This window comes from Lysinibacillus sp. EB271-A1-10B (genome assembly GCF_058791335.1).
The window spans coordinates 151493-174434 of the sequence record NZ_JBYTDL010000003.1; the positions used below are offsets into that span (position 1 = coordinate 151493).

22 protein-coding genes, 2 pseudogenes and 1 riboswitch are annotated in these 22942 nt (G+C 34.7%); of the genes and pseudogenes, 14 read left to right on the forward strand and 10 right to left on the reverse strand.

What is annotated here, in order from left to right:
- The first annotated feature begins 27 nt into the window (after window positions 1-27).
- The 5 genes and pseudogenes from AC3WSK_RS05900 (at window position 28) to AC3WSK_RS05920 (ending at window position 4016) form a co-directional block, all read left to right on the forward strand.
- Window positions 28-1227 (forward strand): AI-2E family transporter, encoded by a 1200-nt coding sequence (locus tag AC3WSK_RS05900; protein WP_079562295.1) that lies wholly within the window; start codon window positions 28-30, stop codon window positions 1225-1227.
- 142 nt (window positions 1228-1369) lie between these two features.
- Window positions 1370-1734 (forward strand): annotated as a pseudogene (locus tag AC3WSK_RS05905) (cupin domain-containing protein).
- 179 nt (window positions 1735-1913) lie between these two features.
- Window positions 1914-2867: a helix-turn-helix transcriptional regulator gene (locus AC3WSK_RS05910; protein WP_427484044.1), complete on the forward strand. Its 954-nt coding sequence runs from the start codon at window positions 1914-1916 to the stop codon at window positions 2865-2867.
- Window positions 2868-2931: 64 nt separating this feature from the next.
- Window positions 2932-3381 carry a GyrI-like domain-containing protein gene (locus tag AC3WSK_RS05915; protein ID WP_492413670.1) on the forward strand — a complete coding sequence of 150 codons (450 nt, stop codon included), beginning with the start codon at window positions 2932-2934 and terminating at the stop codon, window positions 3379-3381.
- A gap of 215 nt (window positions 3382-3596) precedes the next feature.
- Window positions 3597-4016, forward strand: coding sequence for a DUF1801 domain-containing protein (locus AC3WSK_RS05920; protein WP_205756645.1), 420 nt, complete (start codon window positions 3597-3599; stop codon window positions 4014-4016).
- A gap of 410 nt (window positions 4017-4426) precedes the next feature.
- Here AC3WSK_RS05920 and AC3WSK_RS05925 read toward each other — a convergent pair whose 3' ends face one another.
- On the reverse strand, window positions 4427-4879 hold the full coding sequence (locus AC3WSK_RS05925; RefSeq protein WP_492413668.1) for a hypothetical protein: 453 nt from the start codon (window positions 4877-4879) through the stop codon (window positions 4427-4429).
- A gap of 475 nt (window positions 4880-5354) precedes the next feature.
- Window positions 5355-5711: a hypothetical protein gene (locus tag AC3WSK_RS05930; protein WP_492413667.1), complete on the reverse strand. Its 357-nt coding sequence runs from the start codon at window positions 5709-5711 to the stop codon at window positions 5355-5357.
- Window positions 5712-5868: 157 nt separating this feature from the next.
- Between AC3WSK_RS05930 and AC3WSK_RS05935 the strand changes: the two genes are divergently transcribed.
- Complete coding sequence (locus AC3WSK_RS05935; RefSeq protein ID WP_492413665.1) at window positions 5869-6249, forward strand: hypothetical protein; 381 nt, start codon at window positions 5869-5871, stop codon at window positions 6247-6249.
- A gap of 27 nt (window positions 6250-6276) precedes the next feature.
- Window positions 6277-6727: pseudogene (locus AC3WSK_RS05940) on the forward strand (NUDIX hydrolase).
- A gap of 27 nt (window positions 6728-6754) precedes the next feature.
- Here AC3WSK_RS05940 and AC3WSK_RS05945 read toward each other — a convergent pair.
- On the reverse strand, window positions 6755-7930 hold the full coding sequence (locus tag AC3WSK_RS05945) for an aminotransferase class I/II-fold pyridoxal phosphate-dependent enzyme (protein ID WP_492413663.1): 1176 nt from the start codon (window positions 7928-7930) through the stop codon (window positions 6755-6757).
- Between the two features lie 560 nt (window positions 7931-8490).
- Between AC3WSK_RS05945 and AC3WSK_RS05950 the strand changes: the two genes are divergently transcribed.
- Window positions 8491-9306: a hypothetical protein gene (locus AC3WSK_RS05950; RefSeq protein WP_492413661.1), complete on the forward strand. Its 816-nt coding sequence runs from the start codon at window positions 8491-8493 to the stop codon at window positions 9304-9306.
- 46 nt (window positions 9307-9352) lie between these two features.
- On the opposite strand, the gene AC3WSK_RS05955 is transcribed toward AC3WSK_RS05950, so the two are convergent.
- Window positions 9353-10147, reverse strand: coding sequence for an enoyl-CoA hydratase/isomerase family protein (locus tag AC3WSK_RS05955; protein ID WP_492413659.1), 795 nt, complete (start codon window positions 10145-10147; stop codon window positions 9353-9355).
- Between the two features lie 342 nt (window positions 10148-10489).
- Between AC3WSK_RS05955 and AC3WSK_RS05960 the strand changes: the two genes are divergently transcribed.
- Together AC3WSK_RS05960 and AC3WSK_RS05965 are read left to right on the forward strand one after the other, a co-directional pair.
- Entirely contained in the window at window positions 10490-11365 is an 876-nt protein-coding gene (locus tag AC3WSK_RS05960) for a tyrosine-type recombinase/integrase (RefSeq protein ID WP_427484039.1), read from the forward strand.
- Between the two features lie 103 nt (window positions 11366-11468).
- Window positions 11469-12044 carry a hypothetical protein gene (locus AC3WSK_RS05965; RefSeq protein WP_492413657.1) on the forward strand — a complete coding sequence of 192 codons (576 nt, stop codon included), beginning with the start codon at window positions 11469-11471 and terminating at the stop codon, window positions 12042-12044.
- Between the two features lie 727 nt (window positions 12045-12771).
- On the opposite strand, the gene AC3WSK_RS05970 is transcribed toward AC3WSK_RS05965, so the two are convergent.
- Together AC3WSK_RS05970 and AC3WSK_RS05975 are read right to left on the reverse strand one after the other, a co-directional pair.
- Window positions 12772-13389 (reverse strand): sterol desaturase family protein, encoded by a 618-nt coding sequence (locus tag AC3WSK_RS05970; protein ID WP_079562307.1) that lies wholly within the window; start codon window positions 13387-13389, stop codon window positions 12772-12774.
- 21 nt (window positions 13390-13410) lie between these two features.
- On the reverse strand, window positions 13411-14094 hold the full coding sequence (locus AC3WSK_RS05975; protein ID WP_492413654.1) for a GntR family transcriptional regulator: 684 nt from the start codon (window positions 14092-14094) through the stop codon (window positions 13411-13413).
- A gap of 969 nt (window positions 14095-15063) precedes the next feature.
- Here AC3WSK_RS05975 and metK point away from each other — a divergent pair.
- From metK to speE, 4 genes are read left to right on the forward strand one after another with little or no spacing between them, the layout of a single operon-like run.
- On the forward strand, window positions 15064-16239 hold the full coding sequence (gene metK / locus AC3WSK_RS05980) for a methionine adenosyltransferase (RefSeq protein WP_079562309.1): 1176 nt from the start codon (window positions 15064-15066) through the stop codon (window positions 16237-16239).
- Complete coding sequence (locus AC3WSK_RS05985) at window positions 16239-17735, forward strand: aminotransferase class I/II-fold pyridoxal phosphate-dependent enzyme (RefSeq protein WP_079562310.1); 1497 nt, start codon at window positions 16239-16241, stop codon at window positions 17733-17735. Before metK ends, AC3WSK_RS05985 begins: the two co-directional genes overlap by 1 nt.
- On the forward strand, window positions 17732-18166 hold the full coding sequence (gene speD, locus AC3WSK_RS05990) for an adenosylmethionine decarboxylase (protein ID WP_079562311.1): 435 nt from the start codon (window positions 17732-17734) through the stop codon (window positions 18164-18166). The genes AC3WSK_RS05985 and speD overlap by 4 nt, the downstream gene beginning before the upstream one ends.
- The gene (gene speE / locus AC3WSK_RS05995; RefSeq protein ID WP_079562312.1) at window positions 18166-19020 is read left to right on the forward strand and encodes a polyamine aminopropyltransferase; all 855 of its coding nucleotides are present in this window, start codon (window positions 18166-18168) and stop codon (window positions 19018-19020) included. Before speD ends, speE begins: the two co-directional genes overlap by 1 nt.
- A gap of 298 nt (window positions 19021-19318) precedes the next feature.
- Here the strand turns inward: speE and AC3WSK_RS06000 are convergent, their stop codons facing one another.
- From AC3WSK_RS06000 to AC3WSK_RS06015, 4 genes are all read right to left on the reverse strand, one after another.
- Complete coding sequence (locus AC3WSK_RS06000; RefSeq protein ID WP_079562313.1) at window positions 19319-19525, reverse strand: hypothetical protein; 207 nt, start codon at window positions 19523-19525, stop codon at window positions 19319-19321.
- 355 nt (window positions 19526-19880) lie between these two features.
- Window positions 19881-19927: riboswitch (PreQ1 riboswitch) on the forward strand.
- A gap of 201 nt (window positions 19928-20128) precedes the next feature.
- Window positions 20129-21223, reverse strand: coding sequence for a site-specific integrase (locus AC3WSK_RS06005; RefSeq protein ID WP_492413650.1), 1095 nt, complete (start codon window positions 21221-21223; stop codon window positions 20129-20131).
- 64 nt (window positions 21224-21287) lie between these two features.
- Complete coding sequence (locus AC3WSK_RS06010; protein ID WP_492413648.1) at window positions 21288-22334, reverse strand: ImmA/IrrE family metallo-endopeptidase; 1047 nt, start codon at window positions 22332-22334, stop codon at window positions 21288-21290.
- Window positions 22309-22650 carry a helix-turn-helix domain-containing protein gene (locus AC3WSK_RS06015; protein ID WP_492413646.1) on the reverse strand — a complete coding sequence of 114 codons (342 nt, stop codon included), beginning with the start codon at window positions 22648-22650 and terminating at the stop codon, window positions 22309-22311. The genes AC3WSK_RS06010 and AC3WSK_RS06015 overlap by 26 nt, the downstream gene beginning before the upstream one ends.
- Window positions 22651-22942 lie beyond the last annotated feature (292 nt).

Below are 22942 nucleotides of genomic sequence, written 5' to 3' on the forward strand. Positions count from 1 at the left end.
ATATAGGATTGGTATTGGGGTGATTAGATGGAAAAAGACAGATCAGATGAGCGTTCAAATTTCTTTTCAACGAAGTTTATTCGCTTTATCGGTGGTAAAAACTTATTTTTTACACTGATTGTTTTATTATTATTAGCGTGCGTAATTTTTATGTTTCAAAAAGTTTCCTTTATATTTACCCCGCTAAAAGTTTTATTTGAGGTAGTTATTCTGCCAGGGGTATTAGCCATTATTGGGTATTATTTACTTCGTCCAATATTGGGGCTTTTCGAAAGATGGCGGATCCCAAGGGTTTGGGGTATCTTTCTTCTATATATTATTCTGATTGGCATCATTACGTTATTAGTAGTACTTGTCTATCCGTTTTTACGAGACCAGTTTACTAATTTAGCACAGGAATTCCCAGGATATTTTATGGCATTTACACAAAATATTGCTGAGTTTCTCAATAATGCACGTCTCAACGAATACTTAGATAAAGTTAATTTAAATTATGACTCAATGGTAGAGAATTTTACTACAGATATGGTGGAAACGGTAAAAGATACGGCTGCGAATTTGGCGCAAGGCGTAGCATCTGGAATTACTGGATTCGTTTCAGCGTTAACTGGGATTGTTCTATCATTAGTGACAGTGCCATTTATTTTATTTTACTTACTTAAAGATGGTAAAAAACTACCGAGCTTTATTATAAAAGTTTGTCCGCCACGTACGCGTAAAGAAGTAACAGAAATCTTACATGACATGGACAAGCAAATTAGTTCCTATATTCAAGGACAAATTTTAGTGTCCATGTGCATAGGTGCAATGGTGACTATTGGCTTTTTAATTATCGGTATGAAATATGCCTTATTGCTTGGCTTCCTTGCTATGGTTACGAGCGTGGTTCCGTACTTAGGGCCTGTTATCGCCATTACGCCAGCGGTCATTATCGCTCTTGTTACATCGCCATTCATGCTTATTAAGCTAGCCATTGTCTGGACGGTCGTACAGCTCATTGAAGGGAAATTTATTTCTCCACAAATTATGGGTAAATCACTGAGTATCCATCCAATTACAATTATTTTCGTGTTATTAACGGCGGGTTCTTTATTTGGCGTACCAGGTGTCATTTTAGGGATTCCGGGCTATGCCATTTTAAAAGTGCTAGTAACCCATTTATTTAAACTATATAAACAGCGTTATAATCGTTATACGGATGAGATGCATCAAAAATATGATGTGTAATGAAGAGACAGTTACTGCGGAAGTGCAGTAGCTGTTTTTTTATTAAATTGATCTTTGCATTAACGATAAGAATCTTCCACTTATGTGGTGTCAATATGTTAACCTTATATTAGGGTCGCAAAGAGGATGGAGGGAACAGAGAATGAATTACGTACCGATTAATTTACAAGAGAAATTAGATATATTCCAAGAACTCTGGTCTCCAAAGCTTATTGCTGAATGAATGATTATCAATTTAAGCTAGTCAAAGTACAAGGGGATTTTGTTTGGCAGAAACATGAAGATACAGATGAAGTTTTTATCGTCATTGAAGGAAATTTAATCATTGAATTTCGTGATGGAAAAGTTACTTTGAAGGAAGGGGAAATGTTTGTTGTTCCACGAAATGTCGATCATAAGCCTTACGCTGCATCCGAGTGTGAAATTATGCTTGTAGAGCCTAAAGGTGTTGTGAATACTGGACAAGAACAAACAGAGCAAACAGCAGAAAATGATGTTTGGCTTTAACTTTTCATTATGAAAAATTAATATACGCAACAGAACCCTTCAAACCATTAAAGTTAGAAGGGTTTATGTTGTTATATGATAATTTTTGTGGTGTAACTTGCACTTGTACTAAACGATCAATATCATCTAATCAAGTATTCTCTAAGAATTACTTAACATCCAAATGGAGGTTACATATTTTGAAACTGGAAAGACTCTTATCTATTATTATTCTTCTACTGAACCGTCGAAAGGTGCAGGCTAAGGACCTGGCGGAGCAGTTTGAGGTATCCATTCGGACTATATATCGAGATATTGATTCAATTAATGCAGCCGGCATCCCGATCGTCACCTATCAAGGAACAAATGGTGGCATTGGTTTGGCAGAAGGTTACCGTTTGGATCGAAATTTGCTAACAAATGACGAGCTTGCTACTATCGTTACCGCTCTTCGCAGTATTTCCACTTCATACGGCAAAGAGCAACACCAACGCCTTGTGGAAAAAATAAATAGTGTCGTACTACCAGCACATGAAGAAGAATTTCAACATAAGACAAATCGCGTACTAATCGATTACTCTCCTTGGGATGGTATTGAAAAACTCCGTCCGAAACTACAACTATTAGACGAAGCAATAGATAGCTGTGTATTAGTGTACTTCACCTATTCGAATGCAGATGGTGAAGTTTCCCAGCGAATAGTAGAGCCACATATGCTCATGCTCAAAGGAAGGCAATGGTATCTACAAGCTTATTGTCTAGAGAAAAAAGAGTTCCGCCTCTTTAAACTAAAAAGAATGAAAGGGCTCGAAGTAGATCGTGAAAAAAACTTCATTCGTCGAGATCACGCTACTCAGAAACAGGGTGAAGGCCAGCGTAAATTCAAGCCATCCGATGTACCAGAAGTTGTCTTTCGATTCCAAGATGAAGCTCGGCATTTAGCAGAAGAATGGTTTGGTATTGAAGAACTTTTGCCAGATGAGGATGGCAGTTGGCTAGTAAAAAAGGCGTATCCAGAAAATGAATGGCTCTATAGTTTCATTCTTAGCTTGGGCCATCATGTAGAGGTGCTTGAACCTCAACATTTACGGGAAATCATTGCTAGTCGTGCTGAAAAAATAGCGATCATTTACAAAAATGACATAGCAACATGACAATCAGTTGTCAGGTTTATTGTTTTATACTGGTTTTATTCTATAATAAGGAGAATGATTTAGGATGAAACAAAACGAACAAAAAAATATGACTGAATGGAATCACGTATCGTCTAAAGAAAACATACCTACGAAACGAATTGAACCTAGCCGAATTGAGGTATTATCTTCCTTCACCTTAGCTGGAATTAGTGCCGTTACAACAAATGAAGCAGAACGAAGCCAAGATGGCAAAATTGGTAAGTTGTTCGAAGAGTTCCACTCTCAAAATATTGGTAAGAAGCTAGGAGTTCATATTCAAGAGGATGGTCATTATAGCTGTTACTTCAACTATGAAGATGGAGATGCGGGACTTTATGAAGTAATGGTAAGCGTACATATTAATGAAGAATTACAACTTCAGAATCTAGATATGATAAAAGCATTTACTGTTCCTGCTGCAAAATATGCTGTATTCGTTACAAAACGTGGACCAATTATAGAAATGATTCAGCGTACTTGGGCTGATATTTAGCAATGGTCACAGCAGCCAGGGAATAACCGAGCATTCACAGGTGATTTTGAATATTATAGCAAGGATATTAATCCAGAGGACGGACAAGCAGAAATTTATATTTCGATAAAATAGCTTTCGTGTTGTAGTAGACAATTTGAATTGCCTTTAGAAAATTATTAATCGTACGGTTGAGTATTGATTAGTTTGTTATTTTTAAAAAAGGAATGATGAATATGCGTACAATTGAAAATACCAAGGTGGAGGAAGTATTCAAACAGTATCCTAAACACATTCAGTCGAAACTATTGATTCTTCGTCAGTTAATTTTGGATACGGCAATAGAGACAGAAAGCGTAGATCATGTGGAAGAAACGTTAAAATGGGGAGAACCAAGTTATATCACAAAAAAAGGGAGTACAATTAGACTAGGTTGGAAACAGTCAAATCCAGATCAATACGCCATGTATTTTAACTGTAATACGAAGCTAATTGATACATTTAAAGAGGTTTATAGAGATGTATTCAACTATGAAGGGAATCGAGCGATTGTATTTGCTGTAAATGATGAAATACCAGTAAATGAAGTAAAACAGTGCATTGCATTAGCACTAACTTATCATACTCGAAAGCATCTTCCAATGCTTGGATTATAATGAATAGACGTTAACACATTTTTATTTGAAGTAGTTTTACTTCAATATGTTATGAGTAAAAACAACATATTGAACGATAGCAAAAACCCTTCCAACCAGTAAAGTTAGAAGGGTTTTTGTTGTTGATATGATTATTTTTGTGGTGGATAATTTGTAACATCTTATTTTAATCGAGTAAATATACGTTTTACCTGGGGGTTTCTAAAGAAAAGTTAGCCAATAATAAAAATTGTGGTAGAACAATAGGTTGCAGAGAATCAAAAAAGGTGGATTACTAATCATTTTGAGTAGTCTAATTAGATAATTAATGAGAAAGCACCTGTTAGCCATCCATGTAGTGTAAAACCAACGGTACACCAAAGAGAGTGAAAGATTATTACGTTCTTTTAAGGGAGTTTAAGTACATTTCTTCACATTCTTTTCTTTAAATAAAATGAGCAAAAACCTGAAATACAAAGGCAAGCTATAAACGTCCAGAAGTTAAAAAATAAATGATTAGAAAAAGGATTTAAATAGGATATTTCGTATTCAAAATATGGGTTGATTTCATTTCGAAAAGACACGATTCGATAAATCGACATGCCAAATACCAGCACAAACACCCCTGAATAGCTGGCTTTAAATAGTTTTCGTTTCACTGGAAAACGTTCATGTAACTTTTCAAAAACAAACATCATTGCAAAGAAAAAATAAAGAATAATTAACATTGGAAACATCACAAACATTAAGCCTGGGTTTCCATTCGCACCAACAAAATTCTCACCTGTGGGGTCGAATGAAGTAGTGGTCATAGCAGTGAGTGTAAAACCGACAATGCTTACAATTCCTGAGATAACAACACTTAGCCAAAAAAGAAAACGCATACTACTCCTCCTCAACAACCTGTCCCTTTAGTAAATAAAATTCAACAAAAATAGCATAAATCCTTGTTGGATAAACGCCATTTAGTAAGTAGCGTATGCTTTCCGAAAATACAATGCATGTAAAATTAAGTGAAAAATTGGTAATGTATTATATTGAAGGGAGAGTGTTTTATGAACAAGGTGATTGTATCGTTCGGGTTCATCATTTTACTCGTTGGAGCGTTCGTATTTTACAACAAACTCTAATCTCCACTCCCGATAGAAAATATAAGTAAAAAAACAGTTATAGAAAAAAATGATTCCGACTCGAAAGCATCTTCCAATGCTTCGGAAATAGTAATATAAGCTCCATCTAATTGTTAGGCTCATTATGAATAAAGTACCCTAAATTAGCGACTTTTTTAAGTGTCTGTCCAATAGGGTACTTATTTCGTAAGGTATGATTTTAATTATAAGGACTTCTATGATTTAAACATTACTCTAATTTTTCTAGAATGGAATAAATATCTGGTGACTCTTCGATTAGAAATATTTTGTTATCCTCTTTGACATTGTAAATGACTGTTCCTTCATCGTAATAATTGGAAGTTAAATTCTCCTTTTCGATATCAGAGGATGGTACCCTTCTCTTTATTTCACCAAATACTTCTCCCGTTGAATATTTTTCATATTTTGTTAAGTCATAAGAGGCATAAATTGTTCCATTTAAATTTACCATAGGTACATACGATTGTTCTTGTTCTGTATTTGAAATATCATTTTCTAGAATTGTTGAACAGCCACTCAAGACTATTATTACAGCCACTAGACACCCAAAAATAGTATACTTCAAAAAATCTCATCCCTTCATTATTTCGTTTGCTAACTTAGACGTCTGATTTACTAAGTAAATTACCTCCCTTTAGGCCTTAGTGTAATAGAATGTAATATATGGAAATAAAAATTGAAAATTAGTGGTAATATATTATATTAAAAGGAGAGAGTGTTTTATGCAAAAGGTGATAGTATCAATCGGGCTCATTATTTTACTCGTTGGAACGTTCGTATTTTACAATAAACTTTATCTTCCTCCACTCCCAATAGAAAAAATAAGTAAAAAAACAGTTATAGAAAAAATAAATGATTCCGAAACACGAATGGTTAAATTGCGGAAAGAAAACGGCAAAGAATGGTATGTATTAAAGGGAGAAAATATATCCACAGCTGATGAAATGATCAAAGAAATGCTTGATCAAAACGGTTGGGTTTTCAAAGAAAAGGATGGCCGTGGACTCTTCTTTGAAAGACATGGCGAAAATTTGATTGTAACGACACAAATGTGGACTGGAGACTATGTGTTAGTGGATTTTCCTGCCGATTTTAACGAATAAGAGCGTTTTAAAATAAAGGAGTGCTTTATGGGATATATAAAAGATTTGCGCAAAGTAGTTGGAGTGCGGTACTTGTGTATTGGTTAATAATAATCATCAACAGGTTTTATTACAGCTTCGTATAGATAATGAGTGTTGGGGGTTAATTGGGGGTTCAATGGAGCTAGGTGAAACATTAGAGCAAGTAGCGCATCGAGAATTATTGGAGGAAACAGGACTAAAAGCTAAAAATCTAATATTAATCAATACGTATTCTGGACAAGATTTTTATTATCAATATCCGCATGGTGATGAAGTTTATAACGTTGTTTCAGCATTTGAATGTAAAGAATATAATGGCCAACTTATTCATGATCAAGCTGAGGCAACGATGCTACAGTTTTTCTCTTTAGATGATTTACCTAAAAATATTAGTCCTCCTGATAGACCGATACTTGAGGATTATATAATAAACAATAAAAACCCTTCCAACCATTAAAGTTAGAAGGGTTTTTATATTAGATGATTATTTTTGTGGTGCTAGTTGTACTTGTGCTAAGCGATCAACAGCTTCTTGCAACATTTCTTTCGGTTGTACTAAGGCTAAACGTAAATAGCCTTGTCCAGCCGAGCCAAATACTGTACCAGGAACTGTTACGATGCCAGCTTGTTCAATTAGTTTAAAGGCTAGTTCTGTACAGTCAATATCGTACGGATATTTTGCCCAGACGAACATGCCACCTTCAGAAGGCGCTGCATCCCATCCTAATGTATGTAAGCCATTCATTAATGTTTTATGGCGTTCTGAGAATGTTGCGCGTAGGTCTGCTGTAATTTCCTCGGCATTATCAAGTGCTACGACCGCAGCATCTTGAATTGGTTCGAAAATACCGAAATCTAAATTTGATTTTAATTGTTTTATAATCGAAATCATCTTAGCGCTACCCGCGATATAAGCGATACGTGTACCAGCAAGGCTAAAGCTTTTCGATAATGAGTTAATTTCCATCCCAACTTCTTTTGCGCCAGGAGTGGCTAGGAAGCTGATTGGACCATCACCAGTAAAGTAGAACTCAGAGTATGCTGCATCATGTAGAACGATGATGTTGTATTTTTTCGCAAAGGCAATGACTTTTTCAAAATAGGCGATTGAAGGCATAGCAGGCACAGGATTACCTGGTAAGTTTAAAATTAGTAGTTTTGCTTTTTGCGCAATCTCTTCAGGAACAGCATCTAAGTCTGGTAAATAATCGTTGTCAGCTGTTTGAGGCATATAGTAAGGTGTTGCGCCTGCTAGATGAATTCCTGCATCATAGGCTACGTAAGCTGGGTTTGTAGAAAGTACGATATCTCCTGGATCACAAAAGGCGATTGGTAAATGCACTAATCCCTCTTGAGAGCCGATCGTTTGAATTATTTCAGAAGCGGGATCTAAATCTACATTACTACGACGTTTATAGTAGCGACTAACAGCTTCATAAAAACGTTGCGTGCCTGTTAATGTATAGCCGTAGGATTCTGCTAAACCCGCTCTATACGATAAATGCTCGCGAATTTTAGCATGAGGAGGAAGGTCAGGACTACCTAAGCTTAAATCAATCATTTTCATGCCTTTTGCTTCCAGTTGCTTAGCATGATTTTTTAAATCTCCGAAAATTGCTGGTGTGAATAAAGACATTTTTTTAGATGGTACGATTTTCAAACTAGTACACTCCTTATAGTTGTATAACAGAATAGTAGTTCACATTTTATCATACTAAAGCATATAAAGGGAAAGTTATTCTGAAAAAAGAATATATTTCTATAATGGAGAAGATGCATGCATAGACTAGCGGGAATAAATTAACTTTTTTCAGCTGTAGTCTCCCATCTTGATAGATGATGTAATGAAAACAATTTTCAGTCATTTTCAGTGAGTGTGCAATCACCTGTGAAATAGAGGAACTTAGGTTAAGAACTTCACCTCCTGTGAAAACGCCTGAATGACCGATATCGTGTCGGCCTAAAGCCCCCGGCGGATGTCACAGAATCGGATAGGTGCGCATAGGGGATGATCATCGCATCTATGCGATTACGGCTAACTGACCTGCATTGTGCAGGCCTAAACACAAAGCCGATTCTGGACGCATTGTTTATCTGTGCGAAAGCGAAGCGACAGCAACAATTATGCCGAGGCATATATGATCTAATACTGGAAACAATGATTTTGACGGAAAAAATGGAACGTTTCTGCTATCATAAAATGGAAAGGAGCTGTCGGTCATGGATGTTTATTCTTTGAGTGGTCCAAGTGGAACAGGGAAAAGTACAAGCGCACTAGTTTTCGCCCATAAAATCGGGGTAGAGGCTCTTATTGATGATGGTCTTCTTATTGTAAATGGTGTAAAAGTAGCTGGAATTTCCGCGAAATTTGAGAAAAATACGATTACAGCCGTTCGTCGAGCGATTTTTACAGATGATACACATCGCAATGAAGTAAAAAAAGCACTTAATACACATAAAGTACAGTCGATTTTGCTAATTGGTACGTCCGATAAAATGACTAAAACGATCGCTCGTCAGCTTGAGCTTTCTCCAATCAATACATATTACTATGTCGAGGATGTACGTTCTCAAAAAGAAATAGCAAAAGCTCGCTTTATTCGACAGACGCAGGGGAAGCATGTGATGCCAATCCCGTACCGACAAGTCGAGCAAAACTTTTTTAAACGACTCGTTCAAAAAGGGAAGGAGATTTTCTCTACAAGGCGTGAAAAAATAGGGGAGACGACGATTGTTCGTCCTGATTTTCAACAAGAGTATATTGAAATTGGTAAGCATGTTTATGTGCAGCTACTCACGTATTGCTGTGTAGAGCAAGATATCGTTCACAAAGTTGAGCATGTACAATTCGTGTTAGGCGATTTAGTGCAAGCAACGATTACTTTACAGTTAAAGCTACCTATTACTTATTCCATACCAGATCGATTGTATGCATTACAAAAATCGATACAGGCGGAATTCCACCAGCATTTTGGGTATGAATTAGATGCGATTCATCTTCAAATTAAGTCGGTAGTACAAAAGCGAAAATCGTAAAAAACAGGTACTCCATTCGCAAGAGGGCGAGCGGAGTACCTGTTTTCTATTTCGACTGACGTATAAATTGTGGCTGACGTTTTTCTACAAAGGCACGGCAACCTTCTTCAAAATCCTTTCCGACAAACGGTGTTGAACCTTGCCATAATGAAGGTACACTGTCCACACATTCTTGAACAGATTGCTTCACAGCTAGTAAAGATTCAGGTGACATGCCTGCAACAAGCTTACCCATACGAATCATGTATTTATTTAAGTCTTTTTCAGCTACTAAATAATTAAGCATGCCAAGCTTAAAGGCTTCTTCAGCTTTAAACATGCGACCCGTAAATACTAAATCTTTTGTTGTAGAAGGGCCAACTAATTGAACTAAACGTTGAGCAAATTTGTTATTTAACGTGATTCCTAATTTACCGACAGGGATGCCGAGCTTTGCTTTTTCAGAGCCGATGCGGATATCACAGGCTAATGCAAGCTCTAAACCAGCACCCATTGCGGGACCATTAATGACGCCAATCGTTGGAATTGGTAAACGCTCAATTGTGGAAATCGTTTTCTCCATATGTACAAACGCTTCTTCGGCTTTTTCAAGAGAAATGGCGTTGAATTCTTTAATATCTGAGCCGGCTGTAAAATTTTCACCAGAGCCGCGTAAAATTAATACTTTGTTTTTCGGATTATCTAATACTTGTAAGGCAATTTTAGCTAATTGATCCCACATATTTGCTGTAAGTGCGTTTTTAGCCTGTGGGCGATGGATCGTAATAATTGCTAGCCCAGCTGTTTCTTGATAAATAATTTTTGCGTCTTCTGCTTCAAGTCGAGTTGTTTTTACTTGCATACTTGAAAAGCCCCCTACATGTTATAGTTGTTCCTCTTATTATATAACACAAACGGACATAAACACTAAATTATACGAATTTTCATGTAAATCAGCCTAGTTATACAAGAATAGAGGCATAGTAAAGAAATTGTATTACAACAAAGTACGGAAAATTACTATTGTAAGAAAACAAAAGATGTGGGACACTGCTAAAGGAGTATTTGAACACTGGAAGCGGGATCGTGTATGAACACTACAGATTATCCGACATTATAATTTATATATATGAATTAATAACTAACGCCCCAAAAATATAGTAAACTTAATTAAACCACGCACAGTTAATAAGGAGGTCGTAAGATGGTCACTCTAGTGGAAGCATGGAACAGCTATTTTTTACTTTTAAATTCATTGAAGAAAAGTGCTGCTACACAAAAACAATACAATATAGATGGGCAGCAATTTTTAGCGTTTGCTCATGAGAACAACTACTTGAATGTAGATTATCATTTAAAAGAATTGTTATTTATATATAGTAATTATTTAAAAGAGAGTTACGCAAATGTCAACACGTTTAATCATAAAATTGCAACATTGCGGGGCTTTATAGACTTTGTCTTTTTAAGAGAATGGGTAGATCCCTTTGATTATGAGGGTATTTTACAGCCTAAAAAGAGACAAAAAGAGGCTTTGACTTTGTTGACAAAGAAGCAATTAATCCAAATTGCGAATGTCTGGCCAACTTATTTTCAATACGCTAAAACAATGGAGCATGCTTGGCTAGCAAGACGTAATGGCTGCATTGTCCAACTACTTATGGAAACAGGATGCAAACCAGCAGAACTTGTACGTATGAGATGGTCTCATATTCAGTTTGAGTCATCGTTTATTTACATTGCTAATCAAAATGGGCGTAGAGAAATAAAGCTGACTTCAATTTTAATGAATATGCTGGCGCACTATAAAGAAGCAACCGAAGAATTACATGAAGAAAAGCTAGGAGAATGGGTATGGGTAAGTGAGGCTAGTCAATCTAAATCCATTTCTACAAAAACAATTGAGCGAATTTTTCAAACGATATCAAAGGATATTGGCACAAATGTGAGAGCCACGGATTTGCGGTATACCGTCATGCAAAAGGCATTTCAAAGTGAAAAAACAATAGAAAATATTCAGGGGAAAATGGGCTATGTACGAAAATGGGTACTGACTGAAAGACAGGACCGTTTTGAATAAAGAAAGATCGTTTTTTCGACTGTATTGAGGTGAAATAAAGCGTGTACAAATTATAAATAACGATGGGTAATTTGGGCACGCTTTTTCTTTAAAGGGGGTTATCATGGATTACTTTAAAAGTAAGGCATTTGAGGAACATAGAAAAAATACATATAGCATATTAGAGCAAATACCTTCTGCTAAAAGTCCAGTTGGATGGACTTTTAAGGGTCATTTTAGTATTGGTGGTTTTGAATATTTCGGGTTTGATGAATCATCCGATTTATTACTTGTCGTATCAAGTAATGGTAGGGGAATTATAGATTTAGCAAGAGCAGAAAAAATATCCCGAGATTATACAGGTGACTTTGTTTTAGATGAAACATTGTTAATTTGTGAAGGCTTCGACGTTTTAATAGATAAATCGATTAAATTGGCAAGCAAATATGGTGGGAGCATACTGCCAATCAGTAATAAATTCGGGGATTGTTTACAAAGAGTATCACCTCTATATCCATGTGAAGATATAATTTATCACCCTGCGTTTGAGGACTGTTTGGTCGAAGGCCACAATAAAAATTGTGTTCGCATTTATAGAGGTTATTTGTATTGCTATGGGTTTTCATTTAGTGGCAATTATTTTGTAATTGCAGATGACGGCGGTATTTTATTTTGGGAAAGAAATAATGCCGAGGCATAATTAATAAAATGCATCTTCATTTATTACTAAAATAGATAATGAATACCTGTACTTAAAGTAAAACGGGGAAACATTATTATGGGAAGCAAAAGCAAATTCAATATGGAAATTCACTGTCAAGATTAAAGCCTAAAAATCTGGCACTAGTCTAACTGTTGTGGCAAAAGATAAGGCTGGAAACAAAATTGAAGCAACGGACATAATCGTTTCTTCTAGATAACAAACATTTACATTTATAATGCATGTAAAAATGAAAAGGGCTGTCATAAAAGTGACTTTTGTGACAGCTCTTAGTTTTCCATAAGAATGGATTTAACTTCATAGAGCTCTATAATGTAGTTTTAATAGATATTCAACATCTTGAACAATAAATAAAAATGTTTATTGAAGTACAGCTTAGAACGGACTCTTAAATTTGAAGGAGACAGAAATAAAATGGAAATTTACTAACCTCATTTAGACATTTCACGGAGGACCGTATCATAAATAAGTGTTGTTTAAATCCAATCATTGAAAAACAATGATTGGATTTTTTAGGTTACAAAACCTCCTTATGAATGGGTTGTGGCTTTTTATGTTTATTTGAAGTCTATAAATATTTGTCTCTATACTCTAGGGTATTTTATACTTCACGTAACAGATTTCTTCTAATGAGCAAGATTTATCATAAAGACAGCATAGGACCGATTATTTTACCTACAAGGCATATTTTTTATTATTCTATTTTCTAGTCGCCACGTTTCTCTAGATTTTTAACAGTTTTACTTTGGTCAACATCCTTTTGGTTTTTAAAGGTACCCATAAGAAAATCATAGGCTGGGTTCGTAACGCCATACCAGTAATTTTCATTTTTGAAATGATGCCATAAATGAACCTTTTTCATCCAACGACCCCATGGAGATATTGGCTGAAGGGGACGATGGGCGATATAATGCTTCCACTCATAAAATAATAAAAAAAGCATGATACCTGCAATAAATGCGTTTGTCATTACTAAGCTAGATGTAAGAAAATAAAAAATGGCTGCTGCAATGGCAATGTTTGGCACACTATACCATAACGGTAAAAATAGTAAATGCAATTCATTTGGATTTGCATGGTGGTCATAATGTAAGCGTTTAAGCATTTTTAACAAAAATGCATTCTTTGGTGGTTTCAGATGAAAAAGAAATCTGTGCGTAACATACTCAGCTAAGGAATACATAATCATTCCAAGAATAAAAGCACCAAAAATTCCGATAGAGGTTAAATGTAGAATCATAAATCCAAAACTAATAAGGAATAGACAGGTCATGATTAAAATATCAGGATAAGAAAAATATTCTTTAAAATATTTCAATTTCATTTATCACGCCTCCAGTATTCTTTATTTTTTTCTATCGTTCCAAAGTGCTAAGCTTTTCGCCATTGTTGTGGTAGACAGCCTTTCCGCTTCCATTGCATCTCCTCTTAATGCAGCTTTTAATAAACCGTGGTAAAAGTCGAAGGACAACACACGATGTTCTTTTACAGAAAAATATCTTTTTGCCATATCTATATAAATAGAATCGAAGCTATTTAAAATGAGTAGAAAGATTGGATTAACTGCAAGGCCAGCACACCTTTTTTGCAAATCCCAATCAAATGCTGCATAGCTTTCTGCACTATCTTCAAGCTGCTCTAGATTGGCAAGGAGAGCAACCACTTTTGGTTGATTAAACGTGACAGCATCACGAATATAAGTCGGAGCCAAAGAACTTCTTAATTCTAATAAGTACATGATAAATTCATCTGTTATGGTATGTTGATTCTCAACAATATTAACAAGTGTCGTTAAATTTCCATTGCGCCAATAATCATTAACAACCGCAGGCATTCCTTTTCTCCCTGTTATCCATCCACCCCTTCCTAAACGTTGAAGTACCTCCCGAATAGTTGGACGACCAACACCAAATTCTTTTGCAAGCTCTCTTTCAGGAGGCAAAGTACTTCCTACACAATAAACACCAGTCAATATGGATCTAATTAATTCATTCTCAATTTTATCTGAGGAGCATTCCTTTTCCTTCAAATCCTCGTCCCCTTTGCTTTGTGGTAATACAAATTAAATACAGTGGTAATACCAAAAATTATATAATGAGTCTGAATTTTCTGTCAACTAAAAGTGCAAATTTTTATAAATAGGATTATCAAACAAGCTAGTAAAATACCTAGTAGAACGCAATATAAATTCAAATTATTTAAATCAAATAATTAACAAAAAGAGGGAAGTAGCATTAAATATGCCTTCACTTAGACAAATGAATTTTTCATGCCATCACTTGGATGGCCATGATGGTTTTAAAGATAAGAAGTTTCCTTATTGGAAAGCACCTAGTCGTTTTATAAATATTGGTGAAATTTAGCTAATCAACACACCTTGTTTGAAATAAAAAGTCGTCTTGATCTGTTAATAATTGATCGAAAATAATAGTCTGAATTATAGAAATTTAAATAATTTCTATGAAATAAAAGACACTAAAAATACCTATATTTTCTTTGGTAATTTAAAAATTTTATTGCTTACAATATGTTAATTTGACACATCTATTTGCAATTTTAATAGGAGTTCCTTCTATTGTTAATATAAAAAACCTCTATATGCATTTTTATTCATTTTTTATAATAAATATTAATTGTTTGCAATATGTTATACTTAGTATTTTTTGGTTCAAAAGGGTAAATGAATTAATTTTCATAGCGATTAATTATAAAAAAATATTAAAAAATAAATTGACACTCAAAAGTTTATGACTTAATATGAGTCTCAGCATAATAATATAGCTCTTATTAATAACCGTTGAGACGAGGGGTCGAAGATACGGTGGCCAAACAATTTAGTTCATAATGAACTGAATCCAGTGGGCCGAACCTGAGCACAAAATTAACTTTTGTGAACAATAAGAGGAACAGCAGCTGATAGTATTCGAAGCTTTCCTTAAAATTGGGTGAGCTTTTTTTTATGCCCTAAAAATCTATAATTTGTTAGGGGTAGTTAAAATTGTCAGAAAAAGTATTATTCACATCGGAGTCTGTATCGGAAGGACATCCAGATAAAATTGCAGACCAAATCTCAGATGCAGTATTAGACGCAGCATTATCACAAGATCCGCTATCACGTGTGGCATGTGAAGTATTCACAACTACAAACACAGTAATTGTTGGCGGAGAGATTACTACAAAAGCAGAACTAGATATCGAAAAAATTGCCCGTAATACCCTAATCGGCATTGGATACACAGATGATAAGTTCGGTATTGATGGTCATAACTGTAATGTACAAGTTTTAGTACACACGCAGTCTCCTGATATCGCAATGGGTGTTGATTCTTCTAGCGATACAAAAGAAGTTGGTGCAGGTGACCAAGGTATTATGTTCGGTTTTGCGACTAATGAAACTGAAAACTATATGCCTTTAGCAATTGAAATGGCACATATGCTTGTAAAACGTGCAACTGAGTTACGTAAAAATGGTCAATTCAAATGGGCTCGACCTGATATGAAATCACAAGTAACAATTGATTATACGGATAGTATGCAACCTAAAATTGATACTGTTTTAATGTCAATACAACATGATGATGATTTTGACCAGGTAGAATTCATTGATTACGTTACAGAAAATGTAATTAAAGCTGTTGCGAAGCAATTTGGTATGAATGAAGACTTCCGAATTTTAATTAATCCTACTGGTCGTTTCGTAGTAGGCGGACCACACGGAGATGCAGGTTTAACAGGACGTAAGATTATTGTTGATACTTATGGCGGCGCAGCTCGTCATGGTGGTGGCGCATTCTCTGGTAAAGACTGTACAAAAGTTGACCGTTCTGCGGCTTACGCAGCGCGATACGTTGCAAAAAATATTGTTGCAGCAGGCTTGACAGATAAATGTGAAATCCAATTATCATATGCAATTGGTGTAAGTGAACCAATTAGTATCGCTTTAGAAACATTTGGTACAGAAAAAGTAGCGAAAGAAGAAATTTTAAAAGCGATTCGTCAATTATTCGACTTAACGCCAAATGGCATTATTAACATGCTAAATCTACGTAAACCACAATATCAACAAGTTGCAGCTTATGGTCACTTTGGACGTAGTGATGTAAACGTAACTTGGGAAAAAACAGACAAAGTTTCAGAATTAGAGCAACTTTTAACAGTTGCTATGGGACAATAATGCAATGCGTGCAAAATCGAGTGGCTACTGAGGAATTTTTTGCCACTCAAGACCGCATGCCATTATTTGAAGCTTTAGTCAATTATACTAAACAAGATGTTACGCCGTTTGATGTACCTGGTCATAAAATGGGGCTACATGAAAACCCATTAAAATGGACGCTTGGAGAAATGACATTAAGAATGGACGTAAATTCGATGAAGGAGCTTGATTTATTAAGTCACCCGGAATCGGTTATTAAAGAAGCTCAACAATTAGCTGCACAAGCATTTAATGTCGACTACGCTTACTTTTTAGTAAATGGAACTACTGTAGGAATTTTGGCGATGATTTTAGCGACATGTAAACAAGGTGATACATTGATCGTACCTCGTAACTGCCATAAATCAGTTATGAACGGCATTATATTAAGCGGAGCAAAACCAGTATTTATTCAACCTGAAGTTGATCAACATTTTGGTATTGCACACGGAATTTCAGTTGAAAATGTAAAATCGGCACTTGCAGAAAATCCACAAGCGAAAGCTTTACTTGTAACGTATCCAACATATTTTGGGTCGATGAATCAACTGCAAGAAATTTGTAAGCTCGCACATGAACAAAATGTAACAGTTATTGTTGATAGTGCACACGGAGCGCATTTAACATTTTTACCTGATGCAAACGATGCGATTAGTGCTGGTGCAGATGCAGTAACGGTCAGTATGCATAAAACTGGGGGTTCATTAACACAAAGCTCGCTTCTATTACTACAAGAAAAACGAATCGATTCGAAGCATTTGCAAAAAGTATTAAATATGCTTCAAACGACGAGTGCAAATTATTTATTAATGAGTTCTTTAGATGTAGCACGAAGAGAATTAGCGGTGTATGGACAACAACGTTATAGCCAATTAAAGTCAATTGTTGATGCAGCAATTGAAGAAATTGAAAATAATTCACGCTATGAAGTGCTAAAAGCTGATTATGTACAACAAAATTTCAATCAAGCCTATGATTGGACGAAACTTGTTATTCGTGTGAACGATCTCGGTTTAACTGGTTTCGAAGTTTACACAATATTGAAACAGCAGTATGGCATTCAATTAGAACTTGCTGAAGGATATGTCATAATGGCAGTCATTAGTCATGTTGATACGAATGAAACAATCGGTAAATTAGTACATGCGTTAAAAGATATTGAACTTAATTACGGAAAAAAAGAAGCGATTCAGTCAGCTTATGTGACAGCGAATCAAATAAATAAATTAGCAATGACACCGCAACAGGCGTGTAATGCTGAAACAGAAACAATTTTAATTTATGATGCGGTAGGTCGAATTAGTGCAGATTCATTAATGATTTATCCACCGGGAATACCACTAATTATCCCTGGTGAAGTTATTTCAGAGGAAGTAGTAGAATTATATAACTTCTATTTTCTTAATTTTGGGAATGTTCTGTTCGAAACGAAAGAAGAAAATTATATTACAGTCGTAAGGGAGACAAATAAATGAGCATTGAATTATCAACATTAGGAAGACACGTATTAATTGAATTTTATGGTTGCCCAAGTGAAATTATCGAGCAAAACGCATTAATCGAGCAGTTTATGAATGAAGCTGCTGACTATTCTGGGGCAACAATTGTAGAATCTTGCTTCCATCATTTCAACCCATATGGTGTTTCGGGTGCAGTAATTATTGCTGAATCACATTTAACGATTCATACTTGGCCAGAATACGGATTTGCTTCTGTAGATGTTTACACATGTGGTGACTCTGTAAGTCCATGGAAGGCAGCAGAATATTTAGAACAAAAACTGCAAGCGAAAAAAACAGAATCATTTGAAGTACCACGTGGAATGGCAGATAAAATTCGCCAATTTGCAGAACAAGAAATTGATACAATTATAGTGAAACAAGAAGTATTAGAGGACGTGATTTAATGAAATGGTATACAGAACAATGGAGCGATAACTGTAAATTTTCAATCGGATACAACGAAGAGATTCATAGTGAACAATCTCCGTTCCAAAAAATCGATTTTTATAAAAGTGAAGAGTTTGGTACTTTCTTCACGTTAGACGGATTGATGATGGTTAATGAAAAAGATGAGTTCGTTTATCACGATATGATTACACACCCAGCATTCGCTACTAACCCAGATATAAAAAAGGTATTAATTATCGGTGGTGGTGATGGTGGTACTGCTCGTGAAGTACTACGTTACAAATCAGTAGAAAAAGTAGTAATGGTAGAAATCGATGAGTTAGTATTCCGTTTGAGCCAAAAATACCTTCCAATTACAGCTGCTGGCGTCGAAGAAGATCCTCGTATGGAAATGATTTTTGATGATGGCTTAGCTTATGTTCAAAACGCAGCTGATCAATCATTCGATTTAATATTAGTAGATTCTACTGATCCAATTTCAGTCGGTGAAGGCTTATTTACAACAGCTTTCTATAAAGAATGTTTCCGTGTATTAAATGAAAAAGGAATTTTAATTAACCAACACGAATCTCCATACTTTGCCGAGTATGCAGAAAACATGCGCAAAGCACATAAAAAAATTAAAGGTATTTTCCCAATCGCGAGCGTATATCAATTCCATATGCCAACATACCCATCGGGACACTGGCTATTCGGATTTGCTTCAAAAGCATTACATCCAACTAAAGATATTCAAGTAGATGCTTGGGACAAATTTGGTCTAAAAACGAAATATTACAATACAGATTTACACGTTGGCGCATTCGCACTTCCTACATTTGTGAAGGAGTCACTTAATCGTGATGAATAAGAGGCTGGGACGGAACTAAATGGTTCCTTTATAAAGCCGAATAATCTCTAGATTTACAACCTAAAAATAAATAGAAAAACCGAACGATTCCAAAACACTTCATGAGCGTTTCATTGGATAGTTCGGTTTTTTGTTTGTTGACACACTTTTTTTCTAGCACATGAAAGTGACTATTTAAATTCAGAACGTGTTGAATGAATAGCTGAAAGAAATTGTTCATTAGGGCGAGGTCATTCGGAGGTAAGAAATTAATAAAGGGTCACTCTGCAGGAGTGACCTAAAGTATAACGATAAGATACTATTTGAACTTATCTAGTTTCTTAACTTTCATTGAAGCTATTTCTCCACAATTCTTACAAATAGTCAAAATCATTGGTGAACCCGTAATATTTAGCTTATCCATCCTAATTGGTTTTACATTTGCATAAGCATAAGATCCGCCTAATTCAACTTGTGCGAAGGAATCATTACCACAAGCCTTACAAACTAATTTATTATTTTCCATTAAATCACATCGTTATGTAATTTGTGTAAATTTTATCATATAAAAGCCATGGTGTCTTTGCACGCTACAGCAAACTAAAGAACAAAATAAAGAGAATAATAAATAAGTTAATCCACTACTTATTACGAATATTTAAGAATTTATGAGAAATCCTATTTAAACTAACTTAGTTAAAATTCGGTTTGCGATATATTAAAATCAAAAGACAGAGTTTCATTCTCTACTCATTTTGTAGAATTAATCTGTCTTTAAGTTTTAATAGCAACAATCTTTTAGAAAACAACCTTAAAAAAATCCATTTGACGTTTTGCACTATTTTTTGTATTATATTGGAGAAAAGAATGCCCGGACTAGAACGGGAGAGGTTCATAGCTGATACCCTCTATAAAAAACTATGGAAACATGATAATTATGCCATGTCCATATCGGACGTCTTTTGAAAAATAATGGTTAATACTTAAGTGGAAATGAAAACGCTCAAAACCTTATGTATAATGGGTTTTGAGCGTTTTTTGTTTTATTCAGAGGGTATCAAGAATCGCATAAAATAACATATGAAATTTAAATTAGGTAAACAAAATGTAAACAATGTGAACAAAAAAATTAAGATGAGTAAATGTTGATTGCAATTTCTTCATCTCGTTCTTCCATTTCTTTTAATACGTGTGCGTAGTGATCCAGTGTTGTTTGAATATCAGAGTGACCTAAACGTTTTGAAACAGAGTGTATATCTGCACCTTTATAAATTAGAACACTCGCATGAGTATGACGCAAACCGTGAATAGAGATATGTTCAATTTCCAAAGTATCTAGTACTTTTCGTAATAATCTATTAGCATCTTTATTAGTTACTGTTTTAATAACCGATTGACGATAGAAAACCAAGTTGTTTTCATTTACATTTATAGCTAAAATTAGTTTTTTAAATTCATTCATAACTTTTTTATCGATAGAAATTTTTCGTTTAGATTGTTCGTTTTTCAATGGTACAAATCCCGTACCTCTTTTATAATCCCATGCATTATACACTTTGATTTCATTCTTTTTAAAATCAAAACATTCTGTTGTTAGTCCAGTTAACTCACCAAATCGCAGACCTGATACAAGTCCTAACAAAATTAAATGATAAGCACTTGTGGAAGGTGATAAAAAGTTAAATAATTCGTTATATAACTTTACGCTATCTTGATAATTTAAATGCTTTTCTTCACTACTTTTAGCGTTATTTGTAGCATTTAATTCCACTTTACGAGTAAAATCTAAGGCTACATAACCTTCCTCAATAGCATCCTTTACACATGCTCTTATGTGTGTATTAAGTTTTCGTACAGTCTCTTTCGATTTCCCTATACCGTATTCGTTCAAAAATATTTGATAGTCAGCACGGGTGATTTTTTGAATAGGTTTATCCTTGAAGTATTCTTTAACACGGTTATATGAGCTGAGATAACGATCATAAGTGTTAATATGTTTACTAGACTTATACAATTCAATCCATTCGTTAAAGTATTCAGCAAATGGTTTTTCTTTTACAATTACTTGATTACCTTTTTTTAATGATAACTCAATTTCTGCAGCAGCTATTTGTGCTTCTCTTTTAGTAGTGAAACCACCTTTTGAAATAGGCTTTCTTTTGCCATCTACATAGTGATTAATCATATACTGCCATGTGCTACCGCGTTTTGTGATACTAGCCATAATTTATTTTCTCCTCTCATGCGTATAAGAAAAGAGCAAGACATTCAAGTCTGCTCTATGTATTTTAAAATGGCAAATCATCTTCGGAAACTTCTTTGGAGGTATTAGAATTACTGTTCCATCCTGTTAGATAACCATCCCGATAGAAAGTAGATTGTGAACCACATTGAGAACAAAATCTAGCATTACCTGGTAGGGTACCGCAAGAACCACCACTATAATTATCATTAGAACATTCATTTACAAGGTAAGAACAACAGATAGAGCAAAAATCCCCATCGTAATTAATTTCTTCGTTGTCACAGCGTGGGCAGTATTTAGTTACTCTACTTTTTTCATCAACGTCTATTCCTTGATATATCATATTGAAATCATCTCCTCTTTCTTGATCATGAAGGCTAGAACTTCCACAATTAGGACAAAAAATAGAATGTTCATATACAAAAAATGAATTACATTCCGAACATGTCTTCCCGTGATTTACAATGTAAATAAAATTATTTAATTGTTTCTTTATATCGTCAGGTGCTACTACAGTCCAGCCATTACGAGCAATTCTTCGTAAAAATGAGAGTGTATTGTTAGCAGCAGAAAATGAGACTCTAAAAAAGTTCATTACTCTATATGTATCTATAACATTCCATTCTTTTATTATTGAAGGAGGGTTTATTAAAAATCGGGCAAAAAAATCAGCTTCTAATTCATATAATTCATACTCTTCATCAGTAATTTCTAACCTTGAAAGATTAGACCTATCTGACTCTTTATGATGTTTTAAGATGTAATGACCAAATTCGTGAGCTAAAGTCCAATAAATTCTTTCAGGTAGATTTATTTCATCATTGTATAGAATGATGTAACGATCTTTAGTTGCGTAATAATGTATACAACCATCTTCAGATGCGTTTATATTTATTACATCTTCTATTGTTAAATTTCTCATTAAAGCAAATTCATTATAAGTCAATACCTTTATGTTTGAATATTGACTTATAATTTCTTTGATATTTATTGGGAAGTCTTGAATATTGTGTTGTTTAATAACTTCATAAGCTTTTTGTCGAGCTTTATCCCAATTTGGATTTCTAATCTTCGTCATCAAATAAGTCATCGAAGGCATTCTCCAAGATTATAATAGCTCTCTTTCTTTCCTCTGGCGTCATTTTATTTGCTGCTCTTTGCAGGGTGCGTATATCTGGGTCACTATTTACAGTTCGATCTAAATTTCTTTTTTCGTCTGTACGACCCAGAAGATAGTCTGTACTTACGTCAAAGTAGTCAGCTACCCTGATTAAGTTACTTCCTTTCGGAGTGTTTTTCTTCCAAGAATATAAAGTATTTTTACCAAGTCCTATATTTTCTTCAAGTGTATTTACAGATATTCCTTGTTCATCACAAAGTTTTTTTAGAATGTCAAACGCAGTCATATCATAGGTTCCTCTCGTCTGCGTACCTTTTTGCAAAAACTAGTTTTAATAAAAACTCTTGATTTTTAAATCTAGTTTTAATATACTCTAGGTAAGCTAAGTTATTAGCCAAAAAGACAATAGAAAAGACGACCTATATAAACACATTAATTTCGTTGGGGAACGGGTAAAGTGTAGAATCAACAGGCTTTTTAAAGTCTTATTTAGCTATGTCTTTATATTAAAACTAGTTTTAATTATTGTCAATATAATTAGTGAATTGGCTAATGATTTGGCGTATAAAATAATTGCT